This is a genomic window from Streptomyces sp. NPDC059895 (assembly GCF_042731035.1).
Taxonomy (GTDB): domain Bacteria; phylum Actinomycetota; class Actinomycetes; order Streptomycetales; family Streptomycetaceae; genus Streptomyces.
In genome coordinates this window covers 154355-169053 of the sequence record NZ_JBHWKO010000005.1, presented here as the reverse complement: position 1 = coordinate 169053, position 14699 = coordinate 154355, and the positions used below count along the sequence as shown (strand labels likewise).

The 14699-nt window shown below is 72.7% G+C and carries 12 protein-coding genes; 9 read left to right on the top strand and 3 right to left on the bottom strand.

The window, feature by feature from the left end; all coding sequences use genetic code 11:
* Positions 1-202 precede the first annotated feature (202 nt).
* The 9 genes from ACFV9M_RS08220 (at position 203) to ACFV9M_RS08180 (ending at position 11082) form a co-directional block, all read left to right on the top strand.
* A complete protein-coding gene (locus tag ACFV9M_RS08220; protein WP_385067022.1) occupies positions 203-397 on the top strand; it encodes a hypothetical protein in 195 nt (64 codons plus the stop codon).
* A gap of 260 nt (positions 398-657) precedes the next feature.
* Positions 658-945, top strand: a complete 288-nt coding sequence (gene tatA / locus ACFV9M_RS08215) for a Sec-independent protein translocase subunit TatA (RefSeq protein ID WP_385067025.1) — start codon at positions 658-660, stop codon at positions 943-945.
* Positions 946-992: 47 nt separating this feature from the next.
* Positions 993-1955: a twin-arginine translocase subunit TatC gene (gene tatC, locus ACFV9M_RS08210; protein WP_385067028.1), complete on the top strand. Its 963-nt coding sequence runs from the start codon at positions 993-995 to the stop codon at positions 1953-1955.
* 487 nt (positions 1956-2442) lie between these two features.
* The gene (locus ACFV9M_RS08205; RefSeq protein ID WP_385067031.1) at positions 2443-5292 is read left to right on the top strand and encodes a DEAD/DEAH box helicase; all 2850 of its coding nucleotides are present in this window, start codon (positions 2443-2445) and stop codon (positions 5290-5292) included.
* A 1077-nt stretch (positions 5293-6369) separates the two neighbouring features.
* Complete coding sequence (locus ACFV9M_RS08200) at positions 6370-7953, top strand: ATP-binding protein (protein ID WP_385067034.1); 1584 nt, start codon at positions 6370-6372, stop codon at positions 7951-7953.
* On the top strand, positions 7950-8357 hold the full coding sequence (locus tag ACFV9M_RS08195) for a roadblock/LC7 domain-containing protein (protein ID WP_385067037.1): 408 nt from the start codon (positions 7950-7952) through the stop codon (positions 8355-8357). The genes ACFV9M_RS08200 and ACFV9M_RS08195 overlap by 4 nt, the downstream gene beginning before the upstream one ends.
* Complete coding sequence (locus tag ACFV9M_RS08190) at positions 8354-8749, top strand: DUF742 domain-containing protein (RefSeq protein WP_385067040.1); 396 nt, start codon at positions 8354-8356, stop codon at positions 8747-8749. The genes ACFV9M_RS08195 and ACFV9M_RS08190 overlap by 4 nt, the downstream gene beginning before the upstream one ends.
* A complete protein-coding gene (locus ACFV9M_RS08185) occupies positions 8730-9350 on the top strand; it encodes an ATP/GTP-binding protein (protein WP_385067042.1) in 621 nt (206 codons plus the stop codon). The genes ACFV9M_RS08190 and ACFV9M_RS08185 overlap by 20 nt, the downstream gene beginning before the upstream one ends.
* Positions 9351-9399: 49 nt before the next feature.
* Positions 9400-11082: a cytochrome P450 gene (locus ACFV9M_RS08180; protein WP_385102357.1), complete on the top strand. Its 1683-nt coding sequence runs from the start codon at positions 9400-9402 to the stop codon at positions 11080-11082.
* Here the strand turns inward: ACFV9M_RS08180 and ACFV9M_RS08175 are convergent.
* From ACFV9M_RS08175 to ACFV9M_RS08165, 3 genes are all read right to left on the bottom strand, one after another.
* Positions 11076-12032 (bottom strand): RluA family pseudouridine synthase, encoded by a 957-nt coding sequence (locus ACFV9M_RS08175; RefSeq protein WP_385075055.1) that lies wholly within the window; start codon positions 12030-12032, stop codon positions 11076-11078. The genes ACFV9M_RS08180 and ACFV9M_RS08175 overlap by 7 nt on opposite strands.
* Positions 12033-12586: 554 nt before the next feature.
* Positions 12587-13432: a siderophore-interacting protein gene (locus ACFV9M_RS08170; RefSeq protein ID WP_385075052.1), complete on the bottom strand. Its 846-nt coding sequence runs from the start codon at positions 13430-13432 to the stop codon at positions 12587-12589.
* Between the two features lie 142 nt (positions 13433-13574).
* A complete protein-coding gene (locus tag ACFV9M_RS08165) occupies positions 13575-14504 on the bottom strand; it encodes a 5'-3' exonuclease H3TH domain-containing protein (protein ID WP_385075066.1) in 930 nt (309 codons plus the stop codon).
* Positions 14505-14699: the final 195 nt, after the last annotated feature.

Sequence of the window (14699 nt, the reverse complement as noted above, 5' to 3'; positions counted from 1 at the left end):
CGGCACATCGTCCCCCCAGGGACGCCGGGGGCGGGGCCGACGGCTCCGTGCGCCCGGACGTGACCGCGACGCCGTCGCGGTGCCCCACTGCCCCGGCGCACCGCCGTGGGCCCGGTGCCGCCAGGAGGTGCCGCGGCCGCGGGGCGGGACGATCCGCGGGACGCGTCCTGGGCCGAAGCCGTGAGGGTCTAGGCTCGGCGTCATGTTCTGGCCGATGTTCGCGGTAGCCGTGGGTTTCCTGGGTCTCGCCGTCCTCGCTGTGTTCGCCGTCCGGGTCTTCCTGGAGGCGCGGCGCCTGGGACAGCAGGTCGCGGACTCCGCACGCCGTATCAACAGGGCCGCCGAGGAACTGGAGCGGTCCGCCGTGAGCGCGAGCCGGGCTGTGGACACGCTGTGAGTCCTGCTGTAGCAGGGCTGTGAGTCCGGCGCCGAACGCGTTTTGGGCGGCTTCGCCCTCCCGTCACGCCCGTTCGGGCGGGTACGCTGCTGGTCGCGGTCCGGAAAACGAGGCCCGGATCGCGGACCGGGAGTACGCACGGGGATTGCCTCACGTTCACCCCCCGGCGTTACGATCGCTGCCAACACGATCGTTCGGACGTATGTCCGACCGGTCGGACAGCATCCCACCCAGCCGCCTCGGTGAGAAGGTAAAGACTTATGTTCGGAAGGCTCGGCGCCCCCGAGATCATTCTCATCCTCGTCGTCATCATCCTGCTGTTCGGCGCGAAGAAGCTTCCGGACATGGCCCGCTCGCTCGGCAAGTCCGCGCGCATCCTCAAGAGCGAGGCCAAGGCGATGAAGGAGGAGGGCAGCAGCAACACCACCCCGGCCGGCCCGCCGAACACCGGTGAGCAGCCCCCCACTCAGCGCACCATCCAGGCCGCCCCCGGCGACGTGACCAGCTCGCGCCCGGTCGGCGAGCCGACGGACACCACCAAGCGCTGACGCAGGGCCGGTGCCCCCCGGCCTGCCGCACGAGATGGGAACGTGGGTTGCTCAAGCCTGCCCGCAAGAAGGAGAAGGATCCCGAGGGGCGGATGCCCCTCGCGGAACACCTCCGTGAGCTTCGCAACCGGCTCGCGAAGGCGTTGCTCGCCATCGTCCTCGTGACGGTCGTCGCCGCCTTCTACTACAACGACATCATCAACTTCCTCACCAAGCCGATCCTCGACTCGGTCGGCTGCGGGAAGACCTTCGAGCAGATCCAGAACGAGCTCAGCTCGTCGGGCGAGACCAGCAAGCAGTGCGCGCGGATCACCATCAACGGTCTGCTCGCCCCCTTCACCCTGGCCCTCCAGGTCTCCCTGATGGCCGGCATCGTCTTCGCCTCGCCGGTCTGGCTCTACCAGCTGTGGGCCTTCGTCGCCCCGGGGCTGCACCGGCACGAGCGCAAGTACGCCTACGGCTTCGTCGGCACCGGCGTCCCGCTCTTCCTGGGCGGCGGCTACTTCGCCTACATGGTGCTGCCGACCACCGCGAAGGTGCTGATCGAGTTCACGCCGTCCGGCGTCGACAACTTCCTGCCGCTCGACGACCTGCTCCAGCTCGTCACGCGCATGGTCGTGGTCTTCGGCCTCTCCTTCGAGCTGCCGCTGCTGCTGATCATGCTCAACCTGACCGGTGTCATCACCGGCAGGCGCATGCTCGGCTGGTGGCGCGCCATGATCATCGGCATCACGGTGTTCGCCGCCATCGCCACGCCCAGCACCGACCCCGTCTCGATGCTGGCGCTCGCCGGACCGATCTGGATCCTGTACTTCGGCGCGGTCGCCTTCTCGCTGCTGAACGACCGCCGCAGGCGACGCCGCGACGCCCTGGCTCCCGCCGACGACGAGGCCTCGGTGCTGGACCTGACCCCCGAGGACATCGGCGAGGTGGAGACGGTCGCCGCGAGCCGAGCCCTGCCGGAGCAGACGAGCACGGAACGGGTCAACGGCTACGACGACGTGACCTGACAACCACGGCGGGGCTCGTGCGGTCACCTGCGTGACCGCTTGATCACCCGCCCTGCCACCCCACCGCGGGCCGCGGCCGGGGCGCCCGCGCGGCGCCGCCGGCCGCTTCCGCGTCGCGGGCGGCCGGCCCCCGGGTGCGCACCGCCACCGCAGACCCGCCGGCGGCTCCCCTGCCCCGGACACCCGCGCGTGCCGCCGTCGGGCACGGCACCCGGGCGCGCCCGACTCCCCAGCTCCGGACACCCGCGCGTGCCGCCGTCGCGAACGGCACCCGGGCGCGCACCGGGCGGGGGCGCGCACCGGGCGGAGACCCGCACCGGGCGGGGACCTGCCCCGGGCGGGAACCCGCACCCCGCCCGGGCGGACGCAGAGCCGCCGGGGCCGCTCCCCCTGCCGACCGCGCGCTGTGTGCCAGAGGCGCCACGGATCGTCGCCCACGACCCCCTGAACTGCGCGGATCGATGTTTCACGGCACCGGATCCGGATAATGATCGTCCTGTTGTCAGTGTGGCCCGGTACGCTCGAAAGCACGATGACAGAGGATCTCTCACCGGCCGAGCGGTACGCGGCTGCGCGCAGGCGCGCTGCCGAGCAGGCCACCGCGCTCGCCTCCTTCCGCGAGATGTACGACTTCGGCCTCGACCCCTTCCAGATCGAGGCCTGTCAGGCGCTCGAGGCGGGCAAGGGCGTCCTGGTGGCCGCGCCCACCGGCTCCGGCAAGACGATCGTGGGCGAGTTCGCCGTCCACCTCGCCCTCCAGCAGGGCAAGAAGTGCTTCTACACGACACCCATCAAGGCGCTGTCCAACCAGAAGTACTCCGACCTGTGCCGCCGCTACGGCTCCGCCAAGGTCGGCCTGCTCACCGGCGACAACAGCGTGAACTCCGACGCCCCGGTGGTCGTGATGACCACCGAGGTGCTGCGCAACATGCTGTACGCCGGCTCGCAGACCCTCTACGGCCTCGGGTACGTGGTCATGGACGAGGTGCACTACCTCTCCGACCGCTTCCGCGGCGCCGTCTGGGAGGAAGTGATCATCCACCTCCCCGAGTCGGTCACCCTGGTCTCGCTCTCCGCGACCGTGTCCAACGCCGAGGAGTTCGGCGACTGGCTGGACACCGTCCGCGGCGACACCGAGGTGATCGTCTCCGAGCACCGGCCCGTGCCGCTGTTCCAGCACGTGCTCGCCGGGCGGCGGATGTACGACCTGTTCGAGGAGGGCGAGGGGCACCGCAAGGCCGTCAACCCCGACCTCGCGCGCCTGGCCCGCATGGAGGCGAGCAGGCCGTCGTACCAGGACCGCCGGCGCGGGCGGATGCGGGAGGCCGACCGCGAGCGCGAGCGCCGGCAGCGCACCCGGGTGTGGACACCGGGCCGGCCCGAGGTGATCGAACGCCTCGACGCCGAGGGGCTGCTGCCCGCCATCACCTTCATCTTCAGCCGCGCCGCCTGCGAGGCCGCCGTCCAGCAGTGCCTCTACGCCGGCCTGCGGCTCAACGACGAGGACGCGCGGGAAAGGGTCCGCGCCCTGGTCGAGGAGCGCACCGCCGCCATCCCCCGCGAGGACCTGCACGTCCTCGGCTACTACGAGTGGCTCGAAGGCCTGGAGCGGGGCATCGCCGCCCACCACGCGGGCATGCTGCCGACCTTCAAGGAGGTCGTCGAGGAACTCTTCGTACGCGGCCTGGTCAAGGCCGTCTTCGCCACCGAGACCCTCGCGCTCGGCATCAACATGCCCGCCCGCTCGGTGGTGCTGGAGAAGCTCGTCAAGTGGAACGGCGAGCAGCACGCCGACATCACCCCCGGCGAGTACACCCAGTTGACCGGACGGGCCGGCCGGCGCGGCATCGACGTCGAGGGCCATGCCGTCGTGCTCTGGCAGCGCGGCATGAACCCCGACCAGGTGGCCGGCCTCGCGGGCACCCGCACCTACCCGCTGCGCTCCAGCTTCAAGCCGTCGTACAACATGGCGGTCAACCTCGTGGAGCAGTTCGGGCGGCACCGCTCGCGCGAGCTGCTGGAGACGTCGTTCGCGCAGTTCCAGGCCGACCGGTCGGTGGTCGGGATCTCCCGGCAGGTACAGCGCAACGAGGAGGGCCTGGAGGGCTACAAGGCCTCCATGACCTGCCACCTCGGCGACTTCGAGGAGTACGCCCGGCTGCGCCGCGAACTCAAGGACCGCGAGACGGAGCTGGCCCGGCAGGGCGCCGCCCAGCGGCGGGCCGAGGCGGCCGTTGCGCTGGAGAAGCTGAAGCCGGGCGACGTCATCCACGTGCCCACCGGCAAGTACGCCGGCCTGGCGCTGGTCCTCGACCCCGGCCTGCCCGCCGGGCGGGCCAACGGCTACCGCGGCTTCGACCACCACGACGGGCCGCGCCCGCTGGTGCTGACCGCCGAGCGGCAGGTCAAGCGGCTGGCCTCGATAGACTTCCCGGTGCCGGTCGAGCCGCTGGAGCGGATGCGGATCCCGAAGACGTTCAACCCGCGCTCGCCGCAGTCCCGCCGGGACCTGGCCTCCGCGCTGCGCAGCAAGGCCGGTCACATCCCGCCGGAGCGGGCCCGCAAGAAGCGGTCCCAGGCCGCGGACGACCGGGAGATCGCCCGGCTGCGCACCACCCTGCGCGCGCATCCCTGCCATGGCTGCGACGACCGCGAGGACCATGCCCGCTGGGCCGAGCGCTACCACCGGCTGCTGCGCGACACCTCGCAGCTGGAGCGGCGCATCGAGGGCCGGACGAACACCATCGCCCGTACCTTCGACCGGATCGTGGCACTGCTGACCGAACTGGACTACCTGCGCGGCGACGACGTCACCGAACACGGCAGGCGGCTGGCCCGGTTGTACGGCGAGCTGGACCTCCTGGCGAGCGAATGCCTGCGGGCCGGCGTCTGGGAGGGACTGGCCCCGGCCGAACTCGCCGCCTGTGTCTCGGCGTTGGTGTACGAGGCGCGGGTCGGCGACGACGCGATGGCCCCCAAGCTGCCCTCCGGCAAGGCGAAGGCCGCGATGGGGGAGATGGTGCGGATCTGGGGCCGGCTGGATGCCCTGGAGGAGGACTTCCGGATCAACCAGACGGAGGGCGTCGGGCAGCGCGAGCCCGATCTCGGCTTCGCCTGGGCCGCGTACATGTGGGCCTCCGGCAAGGGGCTCGACGAGGTGCTGCGGGAGGCTGAGATGCCGGCCGGGGACTTCGTGCGCTGGTGCAAGCAGGTGATCGACGTGCTGGGACAGATCGCGGCGGCGGCCCCCGCGGAGGGCTCCGGCGTGGCCAAGGCCGCCCGCAAGGCCGTCGACGCGCTGCTGCGCGGGGTCGTGGCCTACTCCTCGGTGGGCTGAACCCCGGCCGTCCGGACCGCGGCCGTCCGGACCGCGGCCGTCCGGACCCCGGCCGTCCGGACCCCGGCCGTCTTGACTGCGGCCGGGTCCCGGACTGCGGCCGGGTCCCGAACCGGAGCAGGGTCCCGGATCGGCGCAGCGTTCCGGATCGAGGCCGGGTCCCGGACCGCCTTTTCGAGGCGGCGTCCGGGACCGGCTGACCCGGTCCGTCACACCCTCTTCGCGTCCGCACCCACCACCGGCGCACAAGCGCCCGCAGGGCGGACAGACAGGGCCGGGCCGAGCGAGGCGGGGTGCCGCCCGGCGCCTCAGCGCTGGCGCGCCGGGTAGCGCGCGCCTGCACGCCGGCGCTCGTGCGGACGGGCGGGAAGCGCGGGGCGGGCGGGGAGCGCAGGGGCGGGCGTGAAGCGCGGACTCGGGCGTGAAGCGCGGGTCGGCGGGAACAGCGCAGGGCGGGCGTGAAGCGCGGGTCGGGGGACGGCTCAGGCGGGCATGCAGCGCGACTCGGGTGGGAAGCGCGAGTCGGGGGAGCAGCGCAGGGCGAGTGGTCGCCGGGCAGCAGTACCCGGCGTTGCTCTCGCGACCCCCACCCCCATGGCCGGCCGTGACAGGCAGCGGTGAGGACCGCCGTCGGGCGGGGCGACCCGTCGAGACGGTCGCCCCCGTCCCTCGCCCGGAGGTCGAGCATCCGTCCCCGAGTTCACCCGTTCCACCGGCGGTCCGGTCCAGCACGTCGACCGCTCGCGACGGCCCTCGACGGCCCCACGCACCACTCGGTTCATCCGTCCCGGTGAGCCCTTCCGCACGCCCGTTCGCCGTCACCGAGCGTGTTCGGATGCAATCGGAGCGTGTGAAACGGTCGAGGTTACTCCACGCACCTGCCTGATTTCAGGCGGTCGCCGAATATGACACGGCGATGATCCTGTCGGACTAAGCTCGCCCGCGGCGCACCGAGTTGGGGTGAATTCGTGCGCCTGTTCCCCATCATTCCGAAGATGCCGACATGTCCCTACAGAGGGTGCCCATATGGTGAGTGTTCAGTCCCCACCCGGTCGCCGTGAACCGGCCCCCGCCCGTGTGCTGGTACTGCCGGCGATACTGATGGCCGCGGCGACCGGAGCGGCCGCCGCCCTCGTGGCGCCGTCGGCCCGGCTCGCCGTCGGCGTCTGCGGAGCCGTCGCGACCCTCCTGGTGATCACGACCGGGGCCCAGTCGGCCCGCCGGGGCCGGCACATGCGGGAGCTGCGCGCCGAGAAGGACCGGCGCGTCGCCTACCTGGAGCGGCGGGCCGCCGCCCACGACGAGCAGAACGTCCGCATCGCCCAGTACTTCGTGCCGCAGGCGGTGGAGTGGCTGCGCAAGGGCAGTTCTCCCAGAGAGGTGATGCTGCACTTCGCCGAGGTCGACCCCGCCTTCAACGAACTCGGCGACGGCCAGCACCAGGTCATCAAAAAGATCCTCGACATCGTCGACCACGAGGAAGCCCTGCGCGACTCCGCCCAGCGCTCCTTCGTCAGCGTCGCCCGGCGCGTCCAGGCCATCGTCCACCAACAGGCCGCGGAACTCAGGGAGATGGAGGAGGACCACGGCCGCAACCCCGAGGTCTTCGACGACCTCCTGCGCATCGACCACGGCAACGCGCTGATCGGCCGCCTCGCCGACTCCGTCGGCGTGCTCGGCGGTGGCCGCCCCGGCCGCAACTGGCCCGGACCGGTACCCCTCTACAGTGTGCTGCGCGGCGCCATGTCCCGGATCCTGGAGTACCGGCGCATCCAGCTCGACTCCATCGCCAAGGTCAACATCCGCGGCCTCTCCGTCGAACCGCTCATCCACGCGGCCGCCGAACTCCTCGACAACGCCACCCGCTACTCGCCCCCGCAGAGCAAGGTGCACGTCAACGCCGTCGAGGTGCAGACCGGCATCGCGATCGAGATCGAGGACGCCGGCGTCAGCCTCAGCGAGGAGGCCCGCGCCAAGGCCGAACGCATGCTGGAACTGGCCAAGGCCGGCGTCGACATCCAGGACGTCGGCGGCACCCCGCGCCTGGGCCTGGCCGTCGTCGGCCGCCTGTGCACGTCGTTCAACATGCAGGTGTCGCTGCGCACCTCGGCCTACGGCGGCGTCCGCGCCGTGCTGGTCGTGCCCAGCGAGATGCTCACCACCGACCCCGCCCCCGGGTTCGCCCACGGCATCGGCGCCACCGCCGTGCCCCAGATCGACCTGGGCAACATCGAGGGCCCCAAGCGGCCGCCCAAGAAGCGCCGCCCCACCAACCCGCGCATCCCGGCCGGAGTCTCCCTGGACGACGACGAGATCCCGGTCATCACCGAGTGGACCGACAAGGGCCTGCCCCAGCGCCGCAGCAAGGCCACGGTCCCCATCAGCGAGATCTACCGCGAGGCGTACGCCGCCAAGGACGCGGCCGAGGCCGCCGCGCGCGAGGGCAGGCCCGACCCCTTCGCCCAGGCCCGGCCGGAACCCGCGGCCAAGAAGGACGGGGCCGAACCCGGCGTGCATTTCGAGGCGTTCTGGGAGGGCCTGAAGAAGGACATCCCGTCGGACGTCCACCCCACCGACTTCACCCGCAATCCCACCGCATACCTGCACCTGATCGACGACCAGGCCACGACCGGGGCCGACGACGAGGGGGACCTCACGTGATCCAGCAGCGCGCCAACTTCGACTGGCTGCTCAAGGAGCTCTACGACGGAGTTCCGGGCATCGAGATGATCGTCGTGCTGTCGGCCGACGGACTGCGCATCGCCCGCTACGCCGGCGACCCCGACGCCGCCGACCGCGTCGCCGCCGCCTGCGCGGGCCTGCAGAGCCTGGCCGGCGCCGTCGGCCAGGAGATCCACTCCAGCGACGGCGAGATGCAACTGGTCGTCATCGAACTGAACGGCGGCTACTTCTACCTGATGTCCGCCGGCGCCAACGCCTACCTCGCCGTCCTCGCCGACGTGCGCTGCGAGGCGGGCCGGATGAGCGGCATGATGCGCGACCTCGTGGTGCGCATCGGCGCCCATCTGACCACCCCGCCCCGGTACAACGGGCAGAACGTATGACGCCTCCGCAACGCCAGCGGCGGCACCCCCTGCCGGAACCCCCCGCCCCGGCCTCGCAGGAAGGGGAGCGCAAGAACGTCGAGCGGCTGTACGTCATCTCGGGCGCGGACGGCGAACGCGCTCCCCTCGACCTGGTCACGTTAGTCGTGGCGCACGCCGAACCGCCCTCCTCCGCCACCCCGGAACAGACGGCGGTGCTGAGGATGTGCCAGGCCCCGCTGTCGGTGGCCGAGGTATCGGCCTATCTCGGCCTGCCGTTCAGCGTGGTGACGGTACTGCTCACCGAGATGCTGGCGGCCGACCTCGTACAGGCGCGCGCCCCGATCGCCCGGCAGCAGGTTGCCGACCGTTCCCTTCTCGAAGCGGTGATGCATGGACTTCAAAGGCTCTGACACGCTCCCCGGTCCACGGGCCGAGGATCACCTGCCGCACACCACCACGGCGGCAGCCAAGATCGTCATCGTGGGCGGTTTCGGCGTCGGCAAGACGACCATGGTCGGTTCCGTCAGCGAGATCAGACCGCTGACCACCGAGGAGACCATGACGCAGGCCGGCATCGGCGTCGACGACGACCACGGCTCCGAGTCCAAGACCGCCACCACCGTGGCGATGGACTTCGGCCGCATCCGGATCACGGACCAGGTCGTGCTCTACCTGTTCGGCACGCCCGGCCAGGAGCGGTTCTGGTTCCTGTGGCACGGACTGTTCGAAGGCGCGCTGGGCGCCGTCGTCCTGGTCGACACCCGCCGCCTCGAGGTCAGCTACGAGGTCATGGGGCGGCTGGAGGAGCGGGGCGTGCCGTTCGTCGTCGCCGTCAACACCTTCCCCGACGGGCCCCGCTACCCCGTCGACGACCTGCGCTCCGCGCTCGACCTGCCGCCCGAGGTCCCGATCGTCGAGTGCGACGTACGCCGCCGGGCCTCCAGCCGTGACGTGCTGATGACCCTGATGCGCTTCCTGCACTCCCTGGCGCTCACCCGCAGCCTGACCTGACCTGACCCACCCCCCACCCCGTTCGCCCACAGTTTCGGAGCGACCCCCTGTGACGCCTGAACACCCCCCGACGACCGGCCCGCACGACCTCGCCCTCGACCCGCCTCCCGGCTGCCCCGCGCACGGCAGCGGCCCCGGCGGACTGCAGCGCCTCTACGGCCCCGGCGCCGAAGACCTGAACGACCTCTACGAGCGGCTCCGCGAGCAGCACGGCCCGGTGGCTCCCGTGCTCCTGCACGACGACGTACCCGTGTGGGTGGTCCTCGGCCACGCCGAGAACCTGCACATGGTGCGCGCGCCCTCGCAGTTCACCCGCGACAGCCGCGTCTGGACCCCGCTGCTGGAGGGCATGGTCAAGCCCGACCACCCGCTGATGCCGCACATCGCCTGGCAGCCGATCTGCTCCCACGCCGAGGGCGACGAGCACAAGCGGCTGCGCGGCGCCGTCACCGCGGCCATGGCCACCATCGACGACCGCAGCCTGCGCCGGTACATCTACCGATCCAGCCAGCGCCTGGTCAACCGCTTCTGCGAGGAGGGCCGGGCCGAGCTGGTCGGCCAGTTCGCCGAACACCTCCCGATGGCCGTCATGTGCCACATCCTCGGCATGCCCGAGGAGTACGACGACCGGATGGTGCAGGCCGCCCGCGACGCGCTCAAGGGCACCGACACCGCGATCGCCAGCCACTCCCACGTCATGGAGGCGGTGAGCCGCCTCGCCACCCGCCGCCGCGCCCGGCCCGACGAGGACTTCGCCAGCCACCTCATCACCGACCCGGCGGGACTCACCGACGACGAGGTGCGCGAACACCTGCGCCTGGTGCTGTTCGCCGCCTACGAGGCCTCCGTCAACCTGCTCTCCAACGCGCTGCGCATGGTCCTCACCGACCCGCGGTTCGTCGCCCAGCTCAACGGCGGGCAGATGACGGTGCCGGAGGCGGTCGAGCAGTCCCTGTGGGACGAGCCGCCGTTCAGCGCGATCCTCGGCTACTTCGCCAAGCAGGACACCGAGCTGGGCGGTCAGCGCATCCGCAAGGGCGACGGTCTCCTCTTCGCGCCCGCCCCGGCCAACGTCGACCCGCGGGTGCGCCCCGACCTCGCGGCCAACATGCAGGGCAACCGGTCCCACCTCGCCTTCGGCGGCGGCCCGCACGAGTGCCCCGGCCAGGACATCGGCCGGGCCATCGCCGACGTCGGCGTCGACGCGCTGCTCATGCGGCTGCCGGACATCCGGCTCGACTGCGAGGAGGAGGACCTGCGCTGGACGACGTCGATCGCCTCACGGCACCTGGTGGAGCTGCCGGTCCGGTTCGAGCCGAAGTCCCAGCAGGACATCGTCGCCAAGCCGAGCCACGGCCTGGTGCCGCAGCCGCGCCCCGCCCTGCCCCCGATCACCCTCGAACCCCGGCCGGCGCCGGCCGGCCCCGCGCCCGCGGGACCCGTGGCGACGGGACCCGTGGCGACGGGGCCCGGGGCGGCCGTCGCCGGAACACCGGCCCCTCGGCCGGTGGCTGACGGAGCGGCCGCTCCCGCACCGGCCGCCTTCGGCTCCGCCGCCGGTACGCCGCGCGCCGCCCAGCCCCTGCCGGGCACCGCACCCCACCCCGGGGCCGCCCCGGCGGCGGCGCCCGCCGCCGCGCCCGCGCCCGCGCCCGCACCGGCACCGGCACCGGCACCGGTCCGCGGGCCGAACGTCTGGCGCCGCTTCCTGGCCTGGTGGCGCGGCTACTGACCGCCGTCCCAGCCGTCGTACGACGACCAGGCGGCCAGCGTCCGCCCGCTCCGCAACCGGTGGGCCGTCCCCGTGACCGGATCGGTGAACTCCAGCTCCCGCGCCAGCAGTTGCAGCGGGCGCCGGAAGTCGCCGGCCGGTGAGGGGGCGGCCACCTCGGGGTAGAGGGGATCGCCGAGGATCGGGACGCCCAGCGCGCTCATGTGCACCCGCAGCTGGTGGGTCTGCCCGGTCCGCGGTGTCAGCCGGTAGCGGGCCAGACCGTCCGGCCGGTGTTCGACCAGCTCGACACGGCTGACCGCGTTCGGCTCGCCCGGCACCTCGCGGGCGGTCAGCGTGCCGCGCTCCTTCACGATCCGGCTGCGTACGGTCACCGGCAGGGCGAGCGCGGGATCGTACGGGGCGACGGCCTCGTACACCTTGCGCACCCGCCGGTCGCGGAACAGGGTCTGGTAGGCGCCGCGCTCCTCGGGGCGCACGGTGAACAGCACCAGCCCGGCGGTGAGCCGGTCGAGGCGGTGGGCGGCGCCGAGCGCCGGCAGATCCAGTTCGCGCCGCAGCCGTGCCAGCGCGGTCTCGGTGACATGGCTGCCGCGCGGGGTGGTGGCGAGGAAGTGCGGCTTGTCGGCGACGACGACGTGATCGTCGCGGTACACGATCTCCAGGGGGAACGGCACCGGCTCCTCGGCGGGCAGCTCCCGGTGGAACCACACGAACAGGCCGGGCACGTACGCCGCGTCCGGTGCCACCGCCCGTCCGTCGGCCCCGACGATCCGCCCCGCCGCGAACATCTCCTCGACGAGCCCGGCCCGCGCCGCGCCGAACCGCTCCCGCAGATGCTCCCGCACCGTCGCCCACTGCCCCACGCCCGGCAGCCGCACCCGCACCGCGTCGACCCCGTCGCACTGGGGGAGGGGGGAAGGCGGGGGAGGGGTACGGCGGCGTCTCATCGGGATCAAGCGTACGGCGAGCGAGGCCACGGGCCGGACGGCGAGCGAGGCCACGGGTTGGACGGCGGGAAGGCGCGCCGGTACGGCTGCGGTGACCGGTGCGAAGGCGCCGGTACCGCAGCGGCCGGTGCGACCGCGACGGCCGGGCTGACGGGGATGGCCCGTACGGCGGCGGCCGGGTGCGACGGCGATGGCCGGTGGGTACGGCGGCGGTCGGTGCGACGACGGCGGCGGCCGGGTTCAGGGGCACCGCCGTACGACAGCGGTCGGTGCCTCGGCGCGGCGCCTCGGGGCAGAGCCGGGTGAGGTGGGGCGGTGCCGGAAGCGGTCGCTGCCGCGTCACGGTCGCCCGTGTCGCGAGCGCCGTCGGCCGGCGGGCCCGCCACGGGGCCGGCGTGCACCGGCCGGGAGTCGCCGGGGACGGCCACGGCCCGGAGGGCGCCGACCGGCGCGTCCCGCCGCGACCGGTCGGCCGGCACGCGAGGTGTCCGCACGCGCGGGGCCGTCGGTGACGGCGCGGCCCGCCTCCCGTGTGCGGGCCGCTCGCGGTCGGCTCAGGCCGCCGGCGCCGACCCTTCCTGCTCCTGCTCGACGCTCGCGTTCCACTCGCGCTTGGAGGCCTGCCAGCCGTCCTCGTTGTGGCCGAGCCGCCAGTAGCCGGAGACGGACAGGTCCTCGCGCGGGACCTGGTGCTCGACGCGGAGCAGCCGGCGCAGCTCCTTCACCGCCGCCGCCTCGCCGTGCACGAAGGCGTGCAGGCGGCCCTCGGGGAAGGTGAGCGCCCGGACGGCCTCGACGAGCTTCTCGCCGACGGGCCGGTCGCCGCGGTGCAGCCAGACGACCTCCACGTCGGAGTCGATCTTCTGCTCCTCCTCGGGGCCGGACACCTCGACGAACGCGTGGGCCACGGCACCGGCGGGCAGGGCCTCCAGCGCCGCCGCGATGGCGGGCAGGGCGCTCTCGTCGCCGGCGAGCAGGTGCCAGTCGGCGGCCGGGTCGGGGGTGTAGGCGCCGCCGGGTCCCATGAAGCGGACGGTCTCGCCCGGCTGGACGCGCGCCGCCCAGGGCCCGGCCAGGCCCTCGTCGCCGTGGATGACGAAGTCAAGGGTGAGCTGGCGGTGCTCGGCGTCCCAGTGGCGCACGGTGTAGGTCCGGGTCACCGGCCATTGCTCGCGGGGGAACTCGGCCCGGATGCGCTCCATGTCGAAGGGCTCCGGGTAGGTCACGCCCTCGGGGGCGAACAGCAGTTTGACGTAGTGGTCGGTGCAGGTGCCGGCGGTGAACTCGGACAGCCCCTCGCCACCGAGGACCACGCGCTGCATGTGGGGGGTGAGCCGTTCGGTGCGGACGACCTGCGCGGAATGGGGCTTCCGCGGCTTCCGTGCCGGACGTTCTGCCATGACGGCCTCCCAGTGCGTTTGGTTAGGTTTACCTAAGTTAGCATCCGCCCCCCGGTGGTGCTCATGGTGGTGTTCGTCGCCCCTCCGACCGAGGGTGACTTTCGGCCACAGGAATAACCACCCGTCCCCGCGAGAACAATGGTTACGCGGCGAGCGTGGTCAGCAGGCGCTGCAACGATCCGCCGAGTCCCCAGCGCTCCGCCAGCCCCTCCAGTGTCGCCGGTTCCCGTGGCGCGCGGGGCAGCGCGGTGTCCACCCCCGGCAGTGGCACGTCGTCGGCGACCCGGACCACCTTCGGCGCGACGGCGAGGTACGGCCGCGCCTCGGTGAGCCGCCGGCGCTGCGTGGGTGTGAGCTTCGCCGCGGGGTCGTCGACCGCCGCCATGATCCCGGCCAGGTCGCCGAACTCGGCCAGCAGCTTGGCCGCGGTCTTCTCCCCGACGCCGGCGACGCCCGGCAGGCCGTCGCTGGGATCGCCGCGCAGCAGCGCCAGATCCGCGTACCCGCGGCCGTCGACGCCGTACTTCTCGCGCAGCCAGGCCTCGTCCGTCACCTGGAGCGTCCCGACGCCCTTCAGCGGGTACAGCACCCGCACCCCGCGCGCGTCGTCCACCAGCTGGTACAGGTCGCGGTCGCCGGTGACGATGTCCACCGGTCCCTTCGCCCGCGCGGTGAACGTGCCGATGACGTCGTCCGCCTCGTACCCCGCGACGCCCACCCGGGCGATGCCGAGGGCGTCCAGCACGTCCTCGATGACCGGCACCTGCGGCGAGAGCGTGTCCGGGACCACTTCCTCGTCGGGGCCCGCCTCCTGCTCCCGCGCGACCCGGTGCGCCTTGTAGGAGGGGATCAGGTCGACCCGCCACCGAGGCCGCCAGTCGGCGTCCATGCACGCGACCAGCTCGTCGGGCCGGTGGTCCTTGACCAGGCGGTCGATGAAGTCGAGCAGACCGCGCACGGCGTTCACCGGTGTGCCGTCCGGTGCCCTCACGGAGTCCGGGACGCCGAAGTAGGCGCGGAAGTAGAGCGAGGCGGTGTCGAGGAGCATCAGTCGTCCGGTCACGTCACGCATCATGCCGCACCGGCACCCCCGAACGGCGTCCGTGCTCACTCCCGTGGACCTTGTGAGAGCCGTGTGAACTGGCCCACTCGTGCGTTTGCCCCGGTTCGGTCCGGGCAGGCGCCGCCTCGGAGCGGTGCCGGTTGTGCTTTCAACAGTTAGCGGTCCTCACGAGACTCGTGCGGTTCCGGCCGTGTGGCACAGGGC